This is a genomic window from Thermococcus sp. GR6 (genome assembly GCF_012027415.1).
Classification (GTDB): domain Archaea; phylum Methanobacteriota_B; class Thermococci; order Thermococcales; family Thermococcaceae; genus Thermococcus; species Thermococcus onnurineus.
In genome coordinates this window covers 671310-694062 of the sequence record NZ_SNUM01000001.1, presented here as the reverse complement: position 1 = coordinate 694062, position 22753 = coordinate 671310, and the positions used below count along the sequence as shown (strand labels likewise).

The 22753-nt window shown below is 50.2% G+C and carries 26 protein-coding genes; 10 read left to right on the top strand and 16 right to left on the bottom strand.

Going from position 1 to position 22753, the window contains the following annotated elements; genetic code table 11:
* Window positions 1-14 precede the first annotated feature (14 nt).
* The gene (locus E3E32_RS03925; protein ID WP_167730318.1) at window positions 15-593 is read left to right on the top strand and encodes a metallophosphoesterase; all 579 of its coding nucleotides are present in this window, start codon (window positions 15-17) and stop codon (window positions 591-593) included.
* A complete protein-coding gene (locus E3E32_RS03920; RefSeq protein WP_167730316.1) occupies window positions 593-1555 on the top strand; it encodes a hypothetical protein in 963 nt (320 codons plus the stop codon). Before E3E32_RS03925 ends, E3E32_RS03920 begins: the two co-directional genes overlap by 1 nt.
* On the opposite strand, the gene E3E32_RS03915 is transcribed toward E3E32_RS03920, so the two are convergent.
* The 8 genes from E3E32_RS03915 to argF all read right to left on the bottom strand — a co-directional run bounded on the left by E3E32_RS03915 (window position 1524) and on the right by argF (window position 7541).
* Window positions 1524-2195: a DUF257 family protein gene (locus tag E3E32_RS03915; protein WP_167730315.1), complete on the bottom strand. Its 672-nt coding sequence runs from the start codon at window positions 2193-2195 to the stop codon at window positions 1524-1526. The genes E3E32_RS03920 and E3E32_RS03915 overlap by 32 nt on opposite strands.
* Entirely contained in the window at window positions 2192-2821 is a 630-nt protein-coding gene (locus E3E32_RS03910; RefSeq protein WP_167730313.1) for a DUF257 family protein, read from the bottom strand. The genes E3E32_RS03915 and E3E32_RS03910 overlap by 4 nt, the downstream gene beginning before the upstream one ends.
* A gap of 60 nt (window positions 2822-2881) precedes the next feature.
* Window positions 2882-3811 (bottom strand): RsmB/NOP family class I SAM-dependent RNA methyltransferase, encoded by a 930-nt coding sequence (locus tag E3E32_RS03905; protein WP_167730311.1) that lies wholly within the window; start codon window positions 3809-3811, stop codon window positions 2882-2884.
* A 29-nt stretch (window positions 3812-3840) separates the two neighbouring features.
* Window positions 3841-5160: an ATP-binding protein gene (locus E3E32_RS03900; protein ID WP_167730309.1), complete on the bottom strand. Its 1320-nt coding sequence runs from the start codon at window positions 5158-5160 to the stop codon at window positions 3841-3843.
* Between the two features lie 129 nt (window positions 5161-5289).
* Window positions 5290-5610 (bottom strand): hypothetical protein, encoded by a 321-nt coding sequence (locus tag E3E32_RS03895; RefSeq protein ID WP_167730307.1) that lies wholly within the window; start codon window positions 5608-5610, stop codon window positions 5290-5292.
* A 290-nt stretch (window positions 5611-5900) separates the two neighbouring features.
* Window positions 5901-6065 carry a hypothetical protein gene (locus E3E32_RS03890; RefSeq protein ID WP_167730305.1) on the bottom strand — a complete coding sequence of 55 codons (165 nt, stop codon included), beginning with the start codon at window positions 6063-6065 and terminating at the stop codon, window positions 5901-5903.
* A 12-nt stretch (window positions 6066-6077) separates the two neighbouring features.
* Entirely contained in the window at window positions 6078-6311 is a 234-nt protein-coding gene (locus tag E3E32_RS03885; protein WP_167730303.1) for a hypothetical protein, read from the bottom strand.
* A gap of 282 nt (window positions 6312-6593) precedes the next feature.
* Complete coding sequence (gene argF, locus E3E32_RS03880) at window positions 6594-7541, bottom strand: ornithine carbamoyltransferase (protein ID WP_167730969.1); 948 nt, start codon at window positions 7539-7541, stop codon at window positions 6594-6596.
* 234 nt (window positions 7542-7775) lie between these two features.
* Between argF and E3E32_RS03875 the strand changes: the two genes are divergently transcribed.
* The 5 genes from E3E32_RS03875 (at window position 7776) to E3E32_RS03855 (ending at window position 12397) form a co-directional block, all read left to right on the top strand.
* Window positions 7776-8279 (top strand): DUF996 domain-containing protein, encoded by a 504-nt coding sequence (locus E3E32_RS03875; RefSeq protein ID WP_167730302.1) that lies wholly within the window; start codon window positions 7776-7778, stop codon window positions 8277-8279.
* 84 nt (window positions 8280-8363) lie between these two features.
* Window positions 8364-9101 carry an FAD-dependent thymidylate synthase gene (thyX, locus tag E3E32_RS03870; RefSeq protein WP_167730968.1) on the top strand — a complete coding sequence of 246 codons (738 nt, stop codon included), beginning with the start codon at window positions 8364-8366 and terminating at the stop codon, window positions 9099-9101.
* Window positions 9102-9151: 50 nt separating this feature from the next.
* Window positions 9152-9808: an ACT domain-containing protein gene (locus E3E32_RS03865; protein WP_167730300.1), complete on the top strand. Its 657-nt coding sequence runs from the start codon at window positions 9152-9154 to the stop codon at window positions 9806-9808.
* 157 nt (window positions 9809-9965) lie between these two features.
* Window positions 9966-11597, top strand: coding sequence for a Na+/H+ antiporter NhaC family protein (locus E3E32_RS03860; RefSeq protein WP_167730298.1), 1632 nt, complete (start codon window positions 9966-9968; stop codon window positions 11595-11597).
* A gap of 104 nt (window positions 11598-11701) precedes the next feature.
* Window positions 11702-12397, top strand: a complete 696-nt coding sequence (locus E3E32_RS03855; protein ID WP_167730296.1) for a hypothetical protein — start codon at window positions 11702-11704, stop codon at window positions 12395-12397.
* Here E3E32_RS03855 and E3E32_RS03850 read toward each other — a convergent pair.
* Entirely contained in the window at window positions 12394-12897 is a 504-nt protein-coding gene (locus tag E3E32_RS03850; protein WP_167730294.1) for an HIT domain-containing protein, read from the bottom strand. The genes E3E32_RS03855 and E3E32_RS03850 overlap by 4 nt on opposite strands.
* A 131-nt stretch (window positions 12898-13028) precedes the next feature.
* Between E3E32_RS03850 and E3E32_RS03845 the strand changes: the two genes are divergently transcribed.
* From E3E32_RS03845 to E3E32_RS03835, 3 genes are all read left to right on the top strand, one after another.
* On the top strand, window positions 13029-14261 hold the full coding sequence (locus E3E32_RS03845; RefSeq protein WP_167730967.1) for a 2,3-bisphosphoglycerate-independent phosphoglycerate mutase: 1233 nt from the start codon (window positions 13029-13031) through the stop codon (window positions 14259-14261).
* Window positions 14262-14369: 108 nt separating this feature from the next.
* On the top strand, window positions 14370-15206 hold the full coding sequence (locus E3E32_RS03840) for an aldo/keto reductase (protein ID WP_167730292.1): 837 nt from the start codon (window positions 14370-14372) through the stop codon (window positions 15204-15206).
* Complete coding sequence (locus tag E3E32_RS03835; RefSeq protein ID WP_167730290.1) at window positions 15206-17062, top strand: aldehyde ferredoxin oxidoreductase family protein; 1857 nt, start codon at window positions 15206-15208, stop codon at window positions 17060-17062. The genes E3E32_RS03840 and E3E32_RS03835 overlap by 1 nt, the downstream gene beginning before the upstream one ends.
* 25 nt (window positions 17063-17087) lie before the next feature.
* On the opposite strand, the gene E3E32_RS03830 is transcribed toward E3E32_RS03835, so the two are convergent.
* The 7 genes from E3E32_RS03830 to E3E32_RS03805 form a co-directional block, all read right to left on the bottom strand.
* Window positions 17088-17375 (bottom strand): hypothetical protein, encoded by a 288-nt coding sequence (locus E3E32_RS03830; RefSeq protein ID WP_167730288.1) that lies wholly within the window; start codon window positions 17373-17375, stop codon window positions 17088-17090.
* A 359-nt stretch (window positions 17376-17734) separates the two neighbouring features.
* Window positions 17735-18661 carry a C39 family peptidase gene (locus E3E32_RS03825; RefSeq protein WP_167730286.1) on the bottom strand — a complete coding sequence of 309 codons (927 nt, stop codon included), beginning with the start codon at window positions 18659-18661 and terminating at the stop codon, window positions 17735-17737.
* A gap of 115 nt (window positions 18662-18776) precedes the next feature.
* A complete protein-coding gene (locus E3E32_RS10065) occupies window positions 18777-18959 on the bottom strand; it encodes a hypothetical protein (protein ID WP_206205247.1) in 183 nt (60 codons plus the stop codon).
* Between the two features lie 198 nt (window positions 18960-19157).
* Complete coding sequence (locus E3E32_RS03820) at window positions 19158-19883, bottom strand: tRNA-binding protein (RefSeq protein WP_167730966.1); 726 nt, start codon at window positions 19881-19883, stop codon at window positions 19158-19160.
* On the bottom strand, window positions 19810-20916 hold the full coding sequence (locus tag E3E32_RS03815) for a tetratricopeptide repeat protein (protein ID WP_370456352.1): 1107 nt from the start codon (window positions 20914-20916) through the stop codon (window positions 19810-19812). The genes E3E32_RS03820 and E3E32_RS03815 overlap by 74 nt, the downstream gene beginning before the upstream one ends.
* A 63-nt stretch (window positions 20917-20979) precedes the next feature.
* The gene (locus tag E3E32_RS03810; protein WP_167730282.1) at window positions 20980-21306 is read right to left on the bottom strand and encodes a hypothetical protein; all 327 of its coding nucleotides are present in this window, start codon (window positions 21304-21306) and stop codon (window positions 20980-20982) included.
* A 153-nt stretch (window positions 21307-21459) separates the two neighbouring features.
* Window positions 21460-22593, bottom strand: coding sequence for a hypothetical protein (locus tag E3E32_RS03805; RefSeq protein WP_167730280.1), 1134 nt, complete (start codon window positions 22591-22593; stop codon window positions 21460-21462).
* Window positions 22594-22753 lie beyond the last annotated feature (160 nt).

The window sequence follows — 22753 nt, the reverse complement described above, 5'->3', positions numbered from 1 at the left end:
TCCTAATTCCTAAGATGCCCATCAGACTCCCAACCTTCCGGAAAAAGGTACTGGAGCTGCTCGCGTCATCCGACGAAGTCAAGGTTATGCACGTAAGCGACACTCCGGAGAGTTCCTACCGCTTCATCGAAGAGCTCATCGAGAAGACGAAACCGAACTACCTGATCCACACTGGAGATTTTGCGGACAACATAAAGCTCGAGAGAAGGCCCGAGCTGAAGCCTCTCTATCGGGAGGCGCTTAGAAAGCTCGCACGAATTTTAAAGGGTTCTGATGCAGTAATCTACGTTGTTCTCGGCAACGAAGACGATCAGGGGATAGTGCGCGAGTTTTTCGGCGAAAGTATCGTCGAACCGGGGAGCATTGTGGAGATAGAGGGTTTCCGCTTTGCCCTGGGTCATACTTGGAAAGACGTCGTCAGCCTTGAAGCTGACTTTAGGCTCTACGGTCACAACTTCAAGCTGATTGAGAGGGGCTTGAACGGTGTTCTTGGGGTTAACTTTGTCTTGCTTCCGAGTAGAAGGATTTACCGGGTGAAGTATCCATCGGGAACAGATTTTGATAGGGGCTACAAACTCTGGAGGGGTATGTGATGAGGTTCCTGCGTTTTGGGCCCTTGATAGTCTTTTTAAGAACCAAAGACGTAGGGGCTGTAAAGTCCCGTCTCGGTGAGATTTTTGGCGTTGAAGAGATATCCACCGAGGATGCGATACGCGAGAGCAATGAGTTTGAGACCGTAGTCTTCGTCACAGACGAGTGGAAGAAGGAGACGATTCCGCTGGAGACGGCTTTTCTCATCGACAGACACGCTTCTGTTGTCTTGGGCGAGGTCATAAACCGAGCTCTCCCAGTGGAGAAAGTCCACATAGAGAGTACCATGATAATGATACGCGTACCTGCCAACGTTAAAGAAGGCCTTAAACTGCTCGCGGAGAAATACAATGGGGAGATAATGGACATCAAAACGGCACTCGACAAGGGGGAAGCGGGGGATACGATAATAGCAGTAACTGAGAAGAAGCTCAACTCCCCAATAGGGCCGGAGGACATAAAGGGGGCCGTTCTCATAAAGAAGGACTTTCTCAGCGTTTATCGCGAGCTCAGCATAGACGCTCCGGTACTGCTAATGAAGTTAATGCCAGAGTGGAAAGATATCACAATAAAAATCTACGACACAGACAAGCGCTACAATGGGAACATAGAGAGGCTCATGATGGTCATAGAAGACCTCGACCTGGGATTCATAGTTGCGGAGGGCTGGGACTGGGACTACCCGAGGCCGTTTATGCGCGTTCCGATCTACAAGCTCAAGCTGCTGACGTGGGAAGACCCTCTCAGGGTGAAGTTCCTACTGAAGGGGCTTGAGTACGTGGGCTACCAGAGGCTGTGCGACATAGATGTCTTTTTCGAGGGTAGGAAGATAAGCTGGGTAAGTGTTTCAAAGGGCTTGGAGAAGTTCGAACTCGCAAAAAAAGCGAGGGAAGAGCTCGAATCCCTGCTAAGCGATGAAGTTAGGGGAAGGCTTAAGGTCCTTGATGAGGTACTGACTCGGTAACATAGTCCATGGGCACAAGTATCTCGACTCCCTGTTCCTCGGGTTTTATGCTCTTCTTGATTTTTACCAATATGCCGTTGGAGCACTCCACCGAGATAACCCTCGTGGAGAGCTCCTCTACCTGAGCTCGTGCACGCTCGCTGATCAGGCTGGGGTTGATGAAATAAACTGCGATTCTCTGGGGGACGTTGAGGAAGGATCTGAGAAGATCCATAAAGAACATCTCATCCCTAATTCCGGCGCTGCTCTTCACAATGAACTCTTCCAACCCGAGGACAAGCAACACAGTTTTAGAATGAGAACTGAGGTACCTGCGGAACGTATCCCGGTACTTTCTAATGTAAACCCTTTCATCGTGGGACACATCAATGTGTGCTATTATGTTTCCTGTTCTTAGCGTTCCCCCACCTTTTATGACATCAAGATTGTCTAGATCGACATCAATGCCAACGCTCTTAAGGTCTTGAACAATGATTGCCAGTCGGTCAAACCCATCTAGGATCAGAACGTTCATACCCTCTTCCTGCGCGGACTTAAGGGCACTATAGAAAATAAGATGAAGTGGTGAACATGATGACAGCTCGACGGTTACAGTTTCTCCCATTTCGAACGACCTCACAAAATCTTCCAGAGCTTTCATGGTACCACCTCCGAACCAACGAACTCCAGACGAAGATGCTTAAGGATCTCAGCTTTCTTTCCGCCCTCCTTGAGCTCAAGGATAATTGGGAGGTAAAACTCCAGCTTCTCGAAAGTTTCGGGTCTTAGTACCCCTACATTGGCAAAGATAACACTGCAGAATCTCTTCTTGATACGGGTTTTCATGAGGAGCTCAATAAAGAACCTGCTCAGGTCGTAGGGGTTGTTCTCCCAGATTGATAAGAGCTTTCCAGCCCCGAGGAAGAAAATCCTGGTCTCCGGAGTCGCAATCTCTTCAATTTTCCTGGCGAACTCTCGAGCAAAGATAGATACATCGTTGAATGGATTGATGGTTGATACGACTCTTCCCTCTTGGGCGATGCCCCCGATTCTAACTGTGGGTATGTCCTTCAAGAAAGCGACGTCCCTGCCACTCAATGCAAGGAATGTAGTAAAAATGTGGAACGTGCTGAAAGCATCTACAATAATCACGTTCTCTTCCTTTTCAAGCGCGTGCCTGACGGCACTGTAAAACAGGAGCTCCGGATGGTCGGTTGGGAGGTATCTAACTAAAATTGTATCCCCTAGAGTAAGAGATTCCAGAAACCTATCGATTCTCAATTTCATCAATGACCCCTCCTAGTTTAGCTACTTTATCTCTATGACTATATCTGATAAAAACTTTCCCTAAAGCTTCCTGAGCTTTGCCACGAAGAAGCCGCTGGTTCCATGTCTGTCAGGGTAAAAGCGCCTTGCCTTCTTTATCTCTTCGCTCAGCTTGACTCCGAAGGGCTTGATCAGGGCAGGCTCCCCGTATCTGAGGGGTAGAAGCTCGACGTCAAAGCTGTCGAGAGTCCACTGGATCACAAACTCGTTCTCTTCCGGCTCGAGGGAACAGGTTGAGTAGACGAGTATTCCACCCGGCTTGAGGTTTTCAAGGGCGACTTTAATCATCTGCATCTGCAGTCCCTGACAGAACTTTATATCTTCCATAGTTCTGTTGGACTTCCGCTCTGGGTTTTTGTGGATTGTGCCGGAGCCTGTGCATGGGGCATCGAGAAGGATTTTGTCGAACTCAATGCCAAGCTCACCCATGTGGAGCGAGGACTTGTGAATGAGTATCGTGTTGGTGACCCCGAGGCGAGAGAGGTTCAGACGTGTCTCCTTCAACCGCTCTTCCCCAACATCAAAGGCGTAAATGATACCCTCGTTCTTCATGAGTTGAGCGAGATAGCTTGTCTTTCCACCGGGGGCAGCAGCCATGTCTGCTACAACCTCTCCGGGCTTTGGGTCTAAAGCCACAGGGGGGTACATCGAGCTGGCCTCCTGAATGTAGAGAAGACCGCTCAGGTATTCAGGCGTAGAGGTTATCGAGAAAGGCTCGCGCGTGAGGCAGAAGCCTTCCCGAGCCCACGGAACGCGCCTGAACTGAAAGCCCTTCTTGTTGAGGAGCTTCGTAAGCGTTGGAATTTCAACGCGAAGGGTATTCACGCGGAAGCATCTTGGAAGGGGCTTTTCCATGGCCTCCGCTATTGCTAGGGCCCTCTCACCCCAGAGCTGGTAATAGCGCTCCGCGAAGGTCTTGGAGTAGCCGAGGCTGAAGAGTCTTTCGAGCATGGTGGGGAATAGGGAGAGGGGGTTTAAAATCATATTGACCTTCTGCTCTTCTCCAGCCCATAGAGGTACAGCGATGCAGGGACTGTGTCCTCTCCGGTTTCGTCCTTTGAGAGATACAGCACCGGGAAGAGGTATGATTTTCGCTTCACCCTGCCGTACTTGACCTCTATCCCGAAGAACCCTCCCCTTCCCTTTATCACAACGTCGCACTCCCTTGTTTGGTCGTAGTAGAAACCGGCAAATGCATGCTTCTCACGGATTACGGGCTCTTCAAGGTGCCATATCAAGTGCGATGCCACGGTGCCCTCGACGAGCCATTCGATGTTGCCCTCTATGAATTCAAGGGGATCCTCACCGAGGTAAACCGCCAAGGAGGTGGCTATGAGGGGGCTCTGAAAGACGATTTTCTTTGCCTTCCTGTGGGCGTGCCTCTTCTTTCCCAGGTCCCAGGCCTCCAGGGTGTAGATGACCCTTGCACTCTCCAGCGTCGAGAGGTAATCCCTCACCGTTGGGTGGGAGACGCCGATTTCCCGGGCGAGGGTTACGTAATCGACCCTGTTGCCCCTCAGCTTGAAAATAGCCTCCAGAAGCTCCCTTGCAATCTCCTCGTTCTTACCTGACTTGGCTATCTCGCCCAAAACGAGCCGTATAATCTCCTCGTAGCGCTCTTCTTTAACTTTCCCGGAGTCCTTGAAGTCTAAGACCGCCTCCGGAAAACCGCCGGTCTGGAGGTAGGCGTAGAAGAGGCCTTCGATTTCTTCGTACCATGGGAGCGTTTCGTCAGCATTCGGCTCATCGTACCTGAAGGACACCTCCGGCAGATTGGGGTTTATGAACATCGCGAACTCGCGGAAGCCCAGCGGATTGAAGTAGTACTCGTTGCCCTCTATCCTCCGACCAGGTAAGAGCTCTGCCTCTCTCTTCAGCCCCACGGGATTCGAGCCTGTTGCTATGGTTGTGATTCCCTCCTCGCCGAGCTCTTTTAGGAGAAGCCTCCAGTCTTTTAAGTAGGTTATCTCGTCGAGGAAAACGTACAGGTCGCCATACCTGATTCTCAGCTCATCTATGAAGCCCCTAACTTCGTTTTTTGTGAACCTGTCAGAGGGTATGTAAACTATCCTTCTCGGTTCGATCCCATTCTCAATGAGCTCTCTGATGAGTATCTTCAGGTAGAAGCTCTTTCCGGCCCTCCTAATTCCCCTTATCAGGGTTACTGAACCCTTTTTAATCTCAATCCCTTTCCTGGGGATTATCTCCTCCGCCTTTGAAAGGTCGTAGTCCTCCTTCTCCCAACCTTTTCCCTTCCACCAGGGGTTGTACCTCACGAGCCTGACTATCTTGACCGCCATGTGTGAAAGTATACTTTCATAACTTATAAGATTTGTGAAAGTTTAGTTTCATAAAAGACCTAATCTGTGAAAGCCTATTTTCACAAATCACGCATTTTATGAAAACGGGCTTTCATAAATCGACTATTCTCAGAGCCTTTCCACCTCCTTGAGCCTTTCGAAGTTTCTGGTTTTTATTATCTCAAGCGCAAAGGCGTAGAGGCCGAGCCTCTGGAGGTTCTCCAGCGTGAGCCTTTCACGAGAGAGCTCGGCAATCCTTGAGTTCAGCTTTTCAATGGCTTTCCTTTTGGCCTCCTCAGAAAATCCAGCGAACTCAATACCGTTGAGGATTGAGAGAACTTCGAGCTTGGCGTTCATGAGACCCTTGAAAGGAACCGTCTCTTTGGGAGCTTCTTCATCTTTTTCCAGCTCTCCAAGATCCTGTTTTAGTTTTTCTGCAAACTCTTCCACCGCTCTGTATAGCTTCGGATTGATCGTTTTGATATCTCTTTCAAATTCTGGTAAGTCCACGCCCAGAATTTTCTCGTAGAATGCAAAGGTACGTGGAGAAGCGTCTGCTATTTTTTGATATATGGGATGTACTCTTGTATTGTTTCTTTAATTTCTTCGAGTTGTACCCTTTTCTTAGAATTTTCACGAATTTCTGCCTCAATCATGGCAATTGTTTCTTCAGAGCTTATAATGTCTTCAAGAGTTAACGGAGCCTTATTGCGTTCTTTGAGCTTTTTTCCCAGTATTTCCTAATTAAATTTAAGTTCCAGATCCTCATGCAAGGTGTGTACATGAAGCGTCGGAGGGATTATGCCCTCTACTCGTCCGTCAAACTGGAACTTTTTCCTGGCTATTGCCGCGATCAAGTCGAAGAACATCAGTATTTTCGCCAATTCAACGTCATCCTTTGCCACCACGTATATTGGCTAGCCGCCATATTTGTCTACTATGAACCCTTGTGGCTGCAGATCAATGCCCTTGGCTCTCAGATGTAGTTTTATTACCGCTGCTAATCTCCTGTGAATTCTTTTCGGGTTTTTTGTTATCTTTTTATCCCCATGAGCAATCCACAGCACGGGCAGGAATGACAGCAACAGCGCGTGAATCAGCCACAATTTGGACGGAAGCAGTACCCATACAGACGGCTGCATCAGGGACATTCAATCATCCCCTTTACTGCGTTGATACTCTCAGCGGAGGAGCTACGGGCAAACGCTAAAGTTGAACACTCCGAATATTACTTCCACATCAAATAAAATCCTTTCGATTCATCAGCTTTCGAAATCGGCTAAATCCCAGAGAGGATAGTGTTCAGCTTTTAGATAATCATGATTATATAATCGACATTATGTTACTTAGATGATGTTTTACTTCACTGCAAGTGATCGCAGGAATGAAATCGCGAAACCAGAAAGAACAGAAAGGTGAAAGTAAAAAGTCACTCAAACCTTTATCCCGCCCATCACGAGGGCCATAACCGCCTTCTGGGCGTGGAGCCTGTTCTCGGCCTCGTCGAAGACGACACTGTTCGGGCTGTCGATGACGTCGTCGGTAACCTCATCGCCCCTGTGGGCCGGGAGGCAGTGCATGAAGATGTAGTCCGGCTTGGCGTGCTTGACGAGGTCCTTGTTCACCTGGAAGGGCTTGAATATCTTCCTTCTCTCCTCAGCCTCGGCCTCCTGACCCATTGAAGCCCAGACGTCAGTGTAGATAACGTCGGCGTCCTTAACGGCCTTGACCGGGTCGTGGAGGAGCTCAAACGAGCCGCCGCTCTCGGCCGCGTTCTGCTCGGCCCACTTAATGACCTTCGGATCCGGCTCATAGCCTTCTGGCGTTGCCACAACGACGTGGGCACCGAGCTTGGTTCCTGCTATCATGAGGGAGTGGGCGACGTTGTTTCCGTCGCCGACGTAGACGACCTTAAGTCCCTGAATCCTGCCCTTCTTTTCGAGTATAGTCTGGTAGTCGGCGAGAGCCTGGCACGGGTGGGAGAAGTCGCTCAGACCGTTGATGACCGGAACGTCGGCATACTTGGCGAGGTCAACGACGTCCTGGTGGTCGAAAACACGGGCCATTATTCCATCCACATAGCGGCTGAGAACGCGCGCGGTGTCGGCTATGGTCTCGCCTCTCCTCAGCTGGAGGTCGTTGGCGTTGAGGTAGAGACCGTAACCGCCGAGCTGGTAGATTCCAACCTCGAAGGAAATCCTCGTCCTGGTCGAGGGCTTCTGGAATATCATAGCGAGAGTTTTGCCCTCGAGAACGCGGTGCGGCTTTCCAATCTTGTTCCAGATCTTCATCATTTCGGCCGTCTTGAGAATGGTCTCAATCTCCTCCCTCGTAAAGTCCTGGAGGCAGAGAAGGTCTCTTCCGGCTAGGCTAACCACCATGTGCATCACCGCTTAAAGCTGGCGCTCGGTTTTAATAACCCTTTCGTCGAATAAATCTGCTTCCGGCTGAAATCTTTTGAGCATTAACGCTCGGGAGCTTTCCAAACGTAATGGACATCAATGGATTACTTATGCCATCGGTGTCTTTCCGATGGAAATGTGTCCAAAAATTTATGGTTCAAAGTAGAAAGCCTTTTATAAGATTGAAACCACAGATACCTTGAGGTGTAGCTCATGGGGGAGCTTAGCAATGCCAAAATTCTCGGTGGGGTTGGCGCCCTGCTGGGTATCGTGGGACTTGGCTTTATAGGCTTCATACTGAAGCTGCTGGCCGTGAAGAATATATCCGAGGCCACGGGGAACGAGGAGATATTCAGCAAGTACCTCTGGGCGGCGATCTTAAACATAATAGCCGGCATAATACTGTTCATAGCGTTCATCCCAATGATGAGCGGTCACGAGAAGATTGGCATGGCATCGTTCGGTATAGGCGGCATAATAGCGGTTGTCCTGATGATCGTCGGAGTCTGGTTCATGAAGCAGAGCTACGACATGATAGCAGAGGAAACCGGTGTTGGCATGTTCCACACTGTGGCACTTCTCTACATAGCCGGTGCAATCCTGCTGCTGATAATGATAGGAGCCCTGCTGATAGTCATAGCAGCCATCCTTGAGGTTGTGGCCTTCTTCTCCCTCCCGGATGAGGTTCCTGGGAAGGAGACTACCATGGCCCTATGATTTCCTTTTTCTTAATACTTTGATTCCAGTATCCTCTCGGGTAAACCTAATAAACCTGAAGCGGTTTTACCTTCGGTGGCACTCATGAGCAGTGGAATCAAGGTCAGGCTCGTCAATTATACAAAAAAACCCCTCGAAACTGTCACCTGGGCAGCACTGATAAGCTACTGGGACGAATGGGAGACGGAAGCTTTCGAGAGACTGGGCGAAAAAGACGTTGAGATGCATCTCCCGAGGATTCTCGGCTATGGTCACGAGTCGATTCTTGAACACGCGGTTCTTACGTTCGCGATAGAGGGCTGTTCTCGTGTGTGCAGCCATCAGCTTGTCCGCCACAGGATAGCTAGCTACACCCAGCAGTCTATGAGGTACATCAAGATAAATCCCAGGGATGTTGAAGAGACCTTTGTTATCCCGGAAAGCGTTAAGAAAAACCCAGAACTCTACGAGAAATGGAAGAAACTTATGAGGGAGACGATTCAACTATACGAGGAAACCTACAAAGCTGGGGTCCACCAGGAGGACGCGCGCTTCATCCTTCCCCAGGCGGTGAGGACCAAAATCGTCGTAACCATGAACCTTCGCGAGCTAAAGCACTTCCTCGGCCTTAGAGCCTGTGAGCGGGCCCAGTGGGAGATAAGGGATGTCGCCTGGAAGATGCTGGAAGAGATCGCCAAGAACGAAGAGCTGAGGCCGATAATCAGGTGGGCCAAGCTCGGGCCGAGGTGCGTTCAGCTTGGTTACTGTCCTGAAGGAGAGCTCATGCCGCCAGGCTGCTGGAAGAGGACGAGAGAGAAGTGGAAAGAAGTGGCTCTGGGGTGAAACCCCCGTTAAATTTCTTTTACAGGGTCAGCTCTTGGTGGGTGAAGCTTATGAGTGATGAGAGGAGGAGTATAACCGACGTTATACGGGAAGAGATAATGAGGAGGCCCTTTGTGAGGGAGTGCATGAGCTTGGGAATTGTTAACTATAGCGCCCTTGCGAGACTCCTTGCTGAGGAGCTTGATCTGGATTCTTCGATTCCTGCCATTAAAATGGCACTGATAAGACTCGGCGAAGAGCTCAAAAAAGAAAAATCCCTCTTGGAAGGCAGGGTTAGGGAGGTTATCGGGAACAGCATCATAGAGTTACAGTCAGACGTGAGCGTGATAACGGTTTCAAAGGAGCGCATTACTGGAGTTATAAAAGATATCTCCGAGATAATGAGTGAGTCACGATTCTTCCAACTAACCCAAGGGAGAGAAACATTTACAATCGTTATTGCAAGTGAAGATGAGGAAAAAGTGTGTCACTTGGTGGGAGAAACCGTCAGCATACTGAGGGATCAAACGGCACTCACCATAATAAGTCCAGGGAGAATAATTGAAACTCCTGGTGTAGTGGCCTTCATGACATCAGCACTCTCATCAAACGGGATAAATATAACTCAAGTGATTTCCTGCTACAAAGACACGATCTTTGTAATTGACCGAAAAGACGCCCCAAGGGCATACCAAATTCTCGAAGAGCTGATAAGAAGGATGCGGTAAATCGTTCTAAATAAACTGTTTCAAATATAACAAAACTTGACTATTTTGAAATATTTGTTACAGAAAACATAAAAACGTTTCGATTATTCCTCGAGTGCTTCCGTTTCAGGACTTGCAGGATAGAGGATGGTTGTTGGCACTGTAAGGGGGGATAGCCATGTCAGACTTTGGAGTGCTCTCACTCTTGCCGCCTCTGGTGGCTATAGGCTTGGCAATACTCACCAAAAGGGTCCTATTCGCTTTGTTTTTTGGAGTGTGGGTAGGTGGACTTCTGGTTGCAGGTGGAGATCCAATAGGTGCAACCACTGAGACACTGAAGTGGATAGTCTTCAACATAGCTTCAGCATGGGAAGAAGACGGCCAGGTCATGACCGATCTGTGGAACACTAGAATACTGTTGTTCGACGCACTCATTGGTGCCGGTGTCGCACTTATATACAAAGCGGGTGGAATGAACGCCATCGCCAAAGCCGTAACTCGGAAGGTCAAGACCAGCAGGGCCGCTTCATTGATGGCGGCTATCTTTGGTACCATAATATTCTTCGACGACTACACGAACACAATCATTGTCGGAAACACCATGAGGCCCATCACTGACAGGGCAAGAGTTTCGAGGGAGTTCCTGGCTTACGCTGACGATTCCACCGCCGCCCCGGTGGCAGTTCTGGCCGTGGTTTCAACGTGGATAGGCTACGAGCTTGGACTCCTAAAGGACGCCATAGCAAGTGTGGGCGAAAACATAAGCGCTTACTCGGCCTGGTTCGCGAGCTGGCCTTACAGGTTTTATCCAATCCTCGCGGTCATCCTTGTCTACCTCGTAGCAGCTACCCACAGGCACTACGGTCCGATGTTGAAGGCCGAGTACAGAGCCAGAAAGGAGGGTAAAGTGCTCCGCGACGGCGCCCAGCCGATGATGACCACCGAGGTCGATGTTGGAATGCCTATAGGGGGCAAGGAAAGCGTCTGGGTATTCATACTACCCGTCCTAGCACTGATTCTCATGACCTTCCTCGGCCTGTGGATTACCGGAGGTGGAAGTGCTGCCTATGCAGAGGGAGGATTCCAGGAGGTTCTGTCGAATGCAGACTCGACGTGGGCCCTCGTGTGGGGTTCGTTCTCAATGGTCATAGTTGCAATGGCGCTCGTCTTGGCTATGAGGATAATGACCCTTGAAGATGTCGAGCACACCTTGGTCGCAGGAATAAAGCAGATGCATTTCGCCATGATGATACTCATCCTCGCGTGGAGCATCAAGAGTGCCTGCGACGCCGTTGGAACTGCTGACTACATAGTCAGGGTGGCCTCAAACGTGCTCTCCCCTGGACTGGTTCCCTTCGTCATCTTTGTGGTGGCAGCGTTCATATCGTTCACGACTGGAACGAGCTGGGGAACCTTCGCGATAATGATGCCTATAGCGGTTCCGCTCTCCTACCAGCTCAGCGGAAGCTTTGGCCCGATTGTTTACGCCAGCATTGCCTCAGTCTTTGCGGGTGGAGTATTTGGTGACCACTGCTCCCCGATCAGTGACACAACCATCATGAGCTCGATGTTCTCTGGCTGCGACCATATCGACCATGTGAACACTCAGATACCCTACGCCCTCACCGCGGGTGTCGTTGGTGCAGTGATGCTTCTGCTCTTCGCCGCCGGACTAAGGAACGGCTGGGTGCTACTGGCGATAGCGGTGCTCCTTCTTGTGGTGCTTCACCGTGTCCTCAGCGAGTGGTACGGCAGACGGGCGGGTATCCCACACGGTAAGGTTCCCATCTATATCGTAGAGGAAAGCTGATTTTTCCATTTCTTTTTGTGTATGCAGTCGTTGACGGGTTCCAAACCAACGGTTTAAGAAATCCTTTTTAGCCTTCTTCTCTACGAATCCTCGGTGAGGACACGGTGAAAACGAAAAGCTGGGAAGTAGAAATACTCCATCCATGGGAGAGTCTCGAAGTAATCCTCAGCGAGCCTGAAAAGACGCTTCCGTTCTTCCCATACTTCGAGAGCATCAGCGGGGATACCGTCAGGTTCAAGGTACCACGCTTTATCTTCGACTTCGGCTACGAGTTCAAGCTTGCCGTTGGATTCCGGAAAATGGGTGCAGTATATACCTTCACCGGCGATAAGGGAGTACTCACCGTTACTTTCGAGATGATTGGGAACAAACTTAAGATCACGGCCAGCTGGTCGGGCTTTGGCGAGATGTTCATGGGAAAGCCCCTGGAGACCTTTGCCAGGGGCATAGCCGAGGCTATACGTGACTTCTGCAATGCTCAGGCGGCCTGTCCAGTGATGACAATAGCCGGGGAGGAAGGTATTGTAGAGCATATAACTCCTGAAACAGCCCCCGCTTTAATAAAAAGGATTTCGTGGGAACTGCAAGGGCAGGATTTTACCATTGAGGGAGTATCGGAGGACGGGACGATACTATCGGCAACGGTGAAAAATGGCTATCTTGTACAGCTTGCGGTCAGGGACGCCCAAGGAATGGAGACGACGATAGAAGCTGAGGTTCCCGTACTGGAGCTCACGTCTGAACTCTTTGAGGGACTACCTCTCCGTGAAAAGTTCAAAATAAAGGTGAAAAGGCTTTAGGGCTTTTCTTCTTCTCTTAGAACTTCTTCCAGAGCTTTCTTCAGTTCGTCGTAGGCTTCTTCGAGTGACTCCGGAATTACTTTAGTGTCAGCTATGACGGGCATGAAGTTCGTATCACCGTTCCACCTCGGCACGATGTGGAGGTGCACGTGGTCATCTATGCCCGCCCCTGCAACGTGGCCAATGTTCACGCCCATGTTGAAACCGTGGGGATCCATAGCTTTCTTCAGGGCCTTTATCATGATCTGGGAGAGCTTCATAATCTCGAGGAGCTCCTCATCTGTTAGCTCTTCCCACTTTCCGACATGCCTGTAGGGAGCGATCATGACGTGACCCGGATTGTAGGGGTAGTTGTTCATTATTATGAAGCTGTGCTTTCCGCGGTAGAGTATGAGTCTCTCCCTGTCGCGGTTCTCCTTCGGGAAGTCGCAGAATATGCATCCGTCGTATTTGGGTGAGCGTATGTACTCTATCCTCCAGGGTGCCCAGAGCACTTTCATTCTCTCACCTCCAGTGGGAGAAACGGGGCGGGGTTAAAAGCTTTTTTGAACAATCTGAAATACCTTTCGAGGTTCAGAAACATCTGACAAAGCTTTTAACGGTTGGCCACCAACCACCTCTGGTGATAGACATGAAAAGGAAGGGACTTCTGATAATCCTCGATGGTCTTGGAGACCGACCAATCAAAGAGTTCGGTGGAAAGACCCCACTCGAGTACGCGAATACGCCTAACATGGACAGGCTCGCCAAGATGGGAATCCTTGGCCAGCAGGATCCGATAAAGCCGGGCCAGCCAGCCGGCAGCGACACCGCTCACCTCTCGATATTTGGCTACGATCCATATAAGGTCTACCGCGGCAGGGGTTTCCTCGAGGCGCTGGGAGTCGGCCTCGACCTTGACGAGAACGACCTCGCCTTCAGGGTTAACTTCGCCACCATCGAGAACGGCATCATCACCGACAGAAGGGCCGGAAGAATAAGCACAGAGGAAGCCCACGAGCTCGCCAGGGCCATTCAGGAGAACGTCAAACTGCCTGTTGACTTCATCTTCGTTGGGGCGACCGGCCACAGGGCCGTTCTTGTGCTCAAGGGCATGGCCGCCGGCTATAGAGTCGGCGAGAACGACCCCCACGAGGCTGGAAAGCCGCCTCATGAGTTCAGCTACGAGGATGATGAGAGCAAGAAGGTGGCAGAAATCCTCGAGGAGTTCGTAAGGCAGGCCCACGAGGTTCTCGAGAAGCACCCGATAAACGAGAAGAGGAGGAAGGAGGGCAAGCCGGTAGCGAACTACCTCCTCGTCAGGGGCGCGGGAACTTATCCGAACATACCGATGAAGTTCACTGAGCAGTGGAAGGTTAAGGCCGCGGCAGTCGTTGCCGTTTCCCTCGTCAAGGGCGTTGCAAGGGCGATAGGCTTTGACATATACACGCCCGAAGGGGCGACCGGGGAATACAACACCGATGCGATGGCCAAAGCCAAGAAGGTCGTTGAACTCCTCAAGGACTACGACTTCGTGTTCCTCCACTTCAAACCTACCGATGCTGCCGGCCACGACAACAACCCGAAGCTCAAGGCTCAAATGGTAGAGAAGGCCGACGAGATGATAGGCTACATCATCGACAACATCGATCTCGAGGAGGTTGTCATAGCAATAACCGGCGACCACTCGACTCCATGTGAGGTTATGAATCATAGCGGCGACCCGGTTCCGCTCCTTATCGCCGGCGGTGGCGTCAGGGCCGACCACACTGAGGCCTTCGGCGAGCGCGAGTGCATGCGCGGTGGAATAGGCAGGGTGAAGGGACACGACATAGTGTCTATGATGATGGATCTCATGAACCGCTCCGAGAAGTTCGGAGCCTGAACTCTTTTCCTCTTTTCTCTTCCGTGTCGCTTGAAACGAACTTCATTTTAACGTTCAAATAAAAAACTTAATAAGATTCCGGGACGAACCCCCAAAATAGGTGATAGTGTGAAGAGAGTTCCGGTTTTTAACGACCTCAAGAGGATAGGAAGTGACAGGGTCACTGCTATAGGCATAGGTACGTGGGGCATCGGCGGCTACGAGAGCCCTGATTACTCGCGAGATAAGGAGAGCATCGAAGCTCTCAAGCATGGTCTCGAGCTGGGCATCAACCTCATCGACACGGCGGAGTTCTACGGTGCCGGTCACAGCGAGGAGCTAGTGAGAGAAGCGATAAGGGAGTTTGAGCGGGACGATATATTTATCATCAGCAAAGTATGGCCGACGCACTTCGGATACGAAAGCGCGAAGAAGGCCGCCAGAGCGAGTGCCAGAAGGCTTGGTACCCACATAGACCTCTACCTTCTCCACTGGCCCAGCGACAGCTTTGAGAAAATCAGGGAGACGCTTCATGCCTTGGAGGAGCTCGTTGATGAAGGATTAATCCGCTACATAGGAGTGAGCAACTTCGACCTTGAACTTCTCAAGCGCTCCCAGGAAGTCATGAAAAAGTACGAGATAGTCGCCAACGAGGTGAAGTACTCCCTCAGAGACCGCTGGCCAGAGACAAGCGGTCTGCTCGACTATATGAAGAAAGAAAAGATTGCCCTGATAGCCTACACGCCGCTCGAGAAGGGTTCCCTCGCGAGGAACGAGTGCCTGGCAAAAATCGGTGAGAGATACGGCAAAACCGCCGCTCAGGTCGCGCTGAACTATCTCATCTGGGAGGATAACGTCATAGCCATCCCGAAGGCCGGGAGTAAAGCCCACCTTGAAGAGAACTTTGGAGCCATGGGCTGGAGGCTCTCGAAGGAAGACCGTGAAAAAGCCCGGAGGTGCGTCTGATGTATGGCTACCACAACAGGATAGCACGGGTGAACCTGAGCAAAGGTAAGGTAACCTACGAGAAGCTTGACGACGAGACGATCAGGAAGTTCATAGGAGGAAAGGGGCTTGGCTACTACATCATCTACCGTGAGGTTCCGCCGGGAACCGATCCGCTCAGCCCGGCGAACAAGCTTGTCTTCGCTCCAGGAGGAATGACGGGCTTAGTTCCGGGCTCGAGTAAGGTCATAGCCGTGAGCAAGAGCCCAGAGACTGGGTTAATAAGCGACTCCAGCGGTGGGGACGCCTTCGGGCCCAAGCTCAAGGGCCACTTCGACGCCCTGGTAATTGAGGGGAAGGCGGAAGAGCCAGTCTACCTCCACATCCATGACGGCGAGGTTGAGATAAGGGACGCCAAAGGCCTGTGGGGCAGAGGAGCCTACGAAGTTGCTAAGGAAATCTGGAAGGAGCACCCAAAAGCCAGCATGGCCATGATAGGGCCGGCTGGAGAAAAAACTGCCAGGATAGCGAACATAATCTACGACACCGAGAGGGCCAGTGGAAGGGGCGGTCTTGGCGCGGTCATGGGCAGCAAGAACCTCAAGGCCGTTGTAGTTGAGCCCGGCGAGAAGCCGAAGGTGGCCAATCCGGAGGAGTACAAGAAGCTCTGGGAGAGCTTTTACAACGAGTTCGCCACCAATCCGAAGTACGAGCACACGAGGAACTACGGAACCACCGATGCCCTCAGGAGCTCGGCGAGCCTCGGAATGAGTCCTGCCTACAACTTCTCGAAACCTTACATCCCGGACGAGCTGGCGAGTAAATTAGCGGGTGACGAGGTCAAGAAGTACGAGATCGAGCCGGAATGGTTCGTGCACGGCAAGAGCTGTCCGATAAAGTGCGCTCGCTACGTCGAGGTAGAATACAAGGGGAGGAAGATACGCGTCAAGCCAGAATACGAGAGCATAGCCATGCTCGGAGCAGCAACGGGAGTCTTCAACTTCCCCGCTGTTGCGTACTTCAACTGGCTCGCTAACAACCTTGGGCTGGACAGCATCGCCGCTGGAAATACCATAGCCTGGCTTTTCGAGATGGTCGAGAGGGGCCTAATCGGCGAGGACGAGATAGGCTTCCCCGTCAAAGGCTGGGGCGACGAAGAGGCCGAAGAAAGACTTCTCAGGCTCATGGCCGAGAGGAAGGGCATCGGTGCGATCCTTGCCGATGGAGTAAAGCGTGCCTGCGAAAGGCTCGGAAGGGGCTGCGAGTTTGCAGTCCACGTCAAGGGCATGGAGTCACCCGCCTGGGACCCGCGCGGAAGGAGAACCTACGCGCTCAGCTACGCCACAGCCGACGTCGGAGCGAGCCACCTGAGGGGCTGGCCGAGACCGCATCAGCTGCCCAACCAGGAGCCAGCTAAGGAGCTCGTGCCATCCCTTATCGAGGGCAGGGATGAGAGCTACATCACCGACATGCTTGGCGTCTGTAAGTTCGTGCCCTACAAGATGGAAGACCTAGCGAGGCTCTACAGCATCGTCACCGGCGAGGAGTGGACGGTCGAGAGGCTGAGGAAAGTTGCCCAAGCGGTGGAGAGCATCGCCAGAATCCACGACGCCCTCGACTGGGTCACGCCGCCGTACGACGACACCATACCGCCGCGCTGGTGGGAGCCCGAGCCAGAGGGGCCAGCGGAAGGCAACGCGGCCTTCATTGATTACAACGACTTTCTTGAGGCCAGAAGGGAGTTCTACAGGCTGAGAGGCTGGCACGAGGAGCTTGGCGTCCCGCTACCTGAGACGATGGAAGAGCTTGGCTATCCGGAGTTCAAGAGCGATGCGGAAAGGGCCCTTGAGACGGTGAGGAAGAGGATTGGAGTTTAGATTTTCCTTTCTCATCCCAACCGATTCACCCCGCAACCATGAAGCCAAGAAATAGCAATAGAACGTTGAAGGTAAAACTTGCCATGAACAATATAACGGCTACTTTTTTGATCTCCTTTGTATCATTCTTTAGGACAACTAACGGCGCCAAGCCCAGAAGCGTGAAGGCCACAGCAGGAAGGAAAAGTATGAGCAGGGTGGTTAAACCACTGGGTAAATGTTTATCAATTCCAAAGCCGTCAACAAATGCATAGCTCCCGTAGAGAAGGAAGGGGGAGGAAACAAGGAGAAAGACTCCGTATGCAATTACCATACCTATGTTTTCCGTCTTCGTCTAAACCACCTTCGGATTTTTCAGGAGATTATTTGAAACCTAGAAAGAACCAGACGATAATTGAATAGAAAGCAAAACTCGCCGAAAACAGCATGAAAACGGCTTTTCTTATGCCTTTTCTCTTTGTGAACACCAGAGGCACCGAGGACAGGACCGTAAACATGAGGGATGAGATAAATGTCACAATAACGGGGGTCAATGGGTAAGGTACGTGCCTATTAATCCCAAGGTTGTCAACAAGGGCCGAGCCTGCGAGGATAAAATATAAAGATGAAATAAAGAGAAAAATCCCGTAAAGTAGTATTACAATGATGTCAGAGTCTTTCATGGACTATCCCCTAACTATTCGCCGTTACGTAGGTTGCAACTGCAATTGTCCAATCTCCAAACAGGATACTATCCACGCCTTCCTCTCCATTGTACCACGTGTTGTGAATTGTCAGGTACATCCACGTGGCACCGCTCTCCAAGTTTTTCCACTCTGTAAACCCTACGACTGCAACACTGTGGCCTGTAGTTAATCCATAGGGGCCCCCATTAATAGACAGAACAAAGGGGCGTCCATATGTTTTGATTTGGCGTTTTACATCATCCATTGAAACATAATAGTCGTTGCTTCCGTCGAAGTCGTAGGGAATGGTTTGTCCAGATATCCTATGATACTCCTCTGCAAAGTTGTCAATTCCATCATCGATATATCCCCACCACATAGTAACCCCATCATCATTCGTATTCATTGTGTGGTGAAGAATGTCAATTATACTTTCTTTGTCAGGATAACTTATGTAATACCCGAGAACCATTGATGCTGCTATCGGAGTACAGCCATCCCATGTGTCCCATGGATCAGGAAGGTCCCCAACGTTGTCTGGATACTGAATGTTAGCATTTCCAGCATCATCTGAGGTCCAAGAAGGGACTCCCCATATGTACCCCCAGTCTGAGACAACGGGCGTCGAGGACTCAATCCCAACATCGGACTTTGAAAACACATCGTTGTTCACGTTTTTCAGAATGCCTTCCCATGATGCTTCAGCTGCTTTACGATTCACGTTGAAAGTCACTTTCAGGGGATAGTTCATGAGTCTCATGTCTCTAAGGTGTACTGCCTTACCGTTTCCGATATCTGCAACATAAAGGAGTGCTCCAAGATACAAGAGTCTTTTAACCCTGTACCTGGCATTAACTTTCTCAATGTTCATGCTTGGAGGCTTAGACTTTCCAAATTCAAGAACTGGCGGAAGATCTTTTCTGGTACTTATCATCAAGTATCCTACTACCTTACCATTTTTAAGGACTGTGAATTCGTATGCAACTTTACTGCCATCGGGTAAATAATAGGGCTGAGGTGTCTTTGACACTTCCGAGCCTTCCCATTCTTTATACGGGGGGGATGTTTTTTGATATCCACTCAACATAAGTCAGAGCAACTTTTCCCGCAATCTGAGGAGTGATCTCAGCTGATATGCCTGGGGTATCTTGCGGCAATGCTGTGGTGGTTACTGCTGTCACTCCAATCATCAGCAGTCCCAAAAGGACTGCTATCAGATACCTCCATCTCATATGGTTCACATCCTAATAATTTCCACAACATTTATGTACGTTGTGATATATAAGCTTTTCCTTTTACTATTCGTAAAATGTCTTCCTTCTTTTTTCAAGTATAAATTTATTCAGAATTGGGTTTTATGAAGTGAACGGGTCAAAAGAAAGAAGAGTAATCCACTGCATTAATGAATACAACAAAACAAAAGCTAAATCTCACCCCTTCAAAAACGCCTCTACAAGGTTCCTCGTCTCGTTGAAGGCCTCAAGCGGAATTCCCTTCGGCAGGCCGCCTATTTCTCCCTTCACGTCCTTGAGGACGCCTTCACCAGCGCCGAGGAACATTCCCTCGCTGACTATTCCGCGGAAGTTCGCCGGCGGGAGCAGGGCAACGGCAACGCGGTTGCCCTCCTTAACGGTGAGGTCGTTGGTGACCACAGTTATTGCCCTCTCGCCGATGTTGACGTTCGTAACCAAAAGCCTGTCCGCGTTGGGGTGCTTCCCGACGCTCATGACCTCGCCGACCTTTATGTCCACCGCTATGACCGGATCGTTTATCTTACCTAATGCTAGGCGCTTGTCAAGGTTGAGGATAGTGTTTAGGAAAAACCTGATTTTTGCTACAGCCTCCTCAACCTTCTCGCGCTCGCTCTTGTCGGCCAGGCTGAGGAACTTGTGGTGCCAGTCGTCTCCACCAAGAGCCTCGATTATGCCGTTGGCCTTCTCCTTCAGAGCCTGCATCTGCGGAGTCTCTATGAGTTCCTTCGGCTCGATATAGGAGTAGCGCATGGCCTGTATCTCGGGGATCATCTCCTTGGCAAGCTGGATGGCCTTCTTCTTGTCCCACTTGCCCTTGAACTTTGCTCCCTCAATCGTCTTCAGGAACAGCTCCACGCTCTTCTCCGCCACCAGTAAGCGGTAGTCCTTGCTCGTGTCCCACATCTTCTTCACCCTCCAGAGCTTTCAGAACGCGGTTCTTAACGCTTTCGTCCCTTATTCCCTCAGCTATAGAACGGGCCTTCGCTTTGTCTCCCCAGCGTGCGTAGGAAAGCGCAATCTCACCGAGGAGCTCTGAGGCCTTTTTATCGTCTCGAATGACCCCCGCGATTATCAGCGGCTCCTCGAGGAAGCCTATGCGAAGGAACCTCCTTGCGATGCGCTCCAGCTCAACATCTGTCGGCCTGAACTTGCCCACGAAGATTATCTCAAAGGCGTCGTCGAAGACCCTCCTCCCGAGTCTCGGCTGCTCGTGGAGGAAGAGCCAGTAGGCAAGCTCGAGCATCGAAATGGCCCGACTCTCCAGCGGGAGGAAGCGCATCATTTCTATCGCCAGCTCGACTTCACCCTTCTCAAGAAGCTCCTCAACTGCAGCCTTGCCGCGCTTGAGGACGTCCCTTACGAGCTCTATTTTTTCCTCGAGATGTTTCGCCTGGAGCTTGAACCAGATGGACGAGTAAACATCCCTCGCCAGCTCGTAGAACTCGATGGCTATCGGATTAGGAATCTCATCCGCGCTCTTCTCTATGAGCCTTGCTATCCTTATCAACGATGAGATCGCGGCAGAGGACAGTCCCCTCGAGGTCTGAAGGAGCTCGACGGCCCTTTTAAAAAGCTCCAAGGCGTCTTTGTATCTATCGGAAAGGACGAGATTCCTCGCTATCCCTGCGAAGACGTCCCCCCTTATCCTCGTGGAGCCTATGGAGTTTGCCAGTGCGAGGGCCCGTTCGAAGTAAGCCTCGGCGTCTCTGTCCTTGTCGAGGGTGTAGAGGGCCCTACCGAGGAGCGAGTAGGCCAGTGCCCTCTCGGGAGTAGCGCTTATGGATTCCAGGGTGTCAAGCATGTTGGCAAGGACTTCGTCCCTTGGAAAAGCCGTCAGAATCTCCGTGAGAGCAACGAGTCTCTTTATTGGAGTATCTATCCTCAACGCGCTCTTGAGGGCGCCTTTGTAATCCCCCTTCGATATGTGAAGCTCCACCACCTCCGCCACAAGAACCACCGACCGCTAAAAGATGTGGAACCAAAGTAAAAAAGAGTATCGCTAACCCTTTACTTTTTTGTCCCACTGCTCCAGCATCATGTCAAGGGCCAGAAGACTGTTTAGCCTGAGCCTTACCCTCCTGTTTTCCCAGTCTATTGAGCCTTTGAACTCGTTGAGAAGGTCGAAGACCTTTTCAGCTTCCTTCCGTGGAAGGTTTCCCCCGTAGAATTCCTCCCCGCAGTTTGGACACTTGAAGACGAAGCTCTCAAAGGCCCCCATAAAGCGCTCCTTGTCCTTGAAAATGGCCTGAGCGTCATCTATAGGGAGCATCTGCTCGATGAGCTCGGCCCAGTTTAAGGTTGTCCCACAGAGTGGACACTTAGCCAATTTAATCACCTTAGATTCACTGATAAAATGACTATTTTAAATGTTTCCTAGCACATTTCACCACTTGGAATATCACGAGGTATATTTGGACACTACAAGGACATCTCTAAAATTAATTAAATATAAAGAGAATAAAAGAGAACTAGAAAATACTCATCTTCTGATGTACCAGACGCTCTTGGGATTTGGTTTTATATAGACTACTATATCCACTGTTGGGGCTGATTTTACAGTTATATGTTGTCCATTAAAGTAGAATGACCCACTAAGTTTCTGCCTCAGTACTCCATACTTGATATTTTTGTAACTTGCACTCATAGTAACTGCTAGGTACATGTAAAAGGACTCGCCCCATGCGGGAGGGTCTGGGAAGAACCTTATGTTACGCTTGAAGTCATAGAAGTGAAAGTCCACGTAATCATTGGGGTTTAATGTGTGGGTATCTCCCCTAAAGTATATCCCATCGTTGGTATCTTTTGTGTATCCTCCATGGGCTGATATCCTTAGAGTTTTTCCGGAGTCGACTTCAATCATGAGTGACTCAGAGTAGCTCGTTGTGGGCCCTATATGACCATCAGGCAAGAAATCGCCAAGAGTTTCATGGGTATATCCATTCCTATCAACGTGAAGGTTTAGTTCTTTGAGTGCCACATCCTTAGAGTTCATGTCCCCACGGATTTTAATCTTTGCATAATATTCTACTCTGTAATTGTCTACAAAGTAATAGTAGTACCATCCAGTCTGTTGTATTGTGCCAGTCCTTCCATTTCTTGTGACATGAGATGTCACATAATCTATTCTCCCAGCATATTCCCAATTAACTTTAGGTTCCACATTTAGAACATCTCCCGGCATTATGAGAGGCTCCTTGGCCAAGGTTGCAGTGATCTCATCGAACCTCTTTTGGAACTCTTGCCTGCTCATAGGAGCGCTCTTGTCCACAATATAATATGCGGGAATGTAATATCCATTTTTGGTGGGTCTTAGTGATATACCTATGAAAGTAATGTTTTCAAGATTTCTGAGATCTACTTCAAGAGTGAGCCGTCCACGATATCTGGCAAGGAAGTTCATTGCCTCCAGTGACGCATCTTTTCCGGAAAAAACTTTTGTCAAAACGATATTCTTAAAGTTCGTTGGAGGTTCTATTGATTCCATTGTCTTAGGAGATGCGGGCTCCTCTAAGGAGGCCGTAGCCATGCTGGATATTACTAACAGTCCTAACAGGATCCCCAACAATGGTTTCCACTTCAAGTTGACACCCCCTACAAAGTTCTGCATTCTCACTTGGACAACTCACTCTTATAAACTTTTCCATTTATTATAAGTAAATTTTCTTCCTTTTTTCCGAGTATAAATTTTTTCAGAGTTTAGTTTTACAGAGAGAACAAACCAAAAGAAGCCCAAGTAAAAGAGTGGACACTTAGGTACATGTGCCCAAATAGGG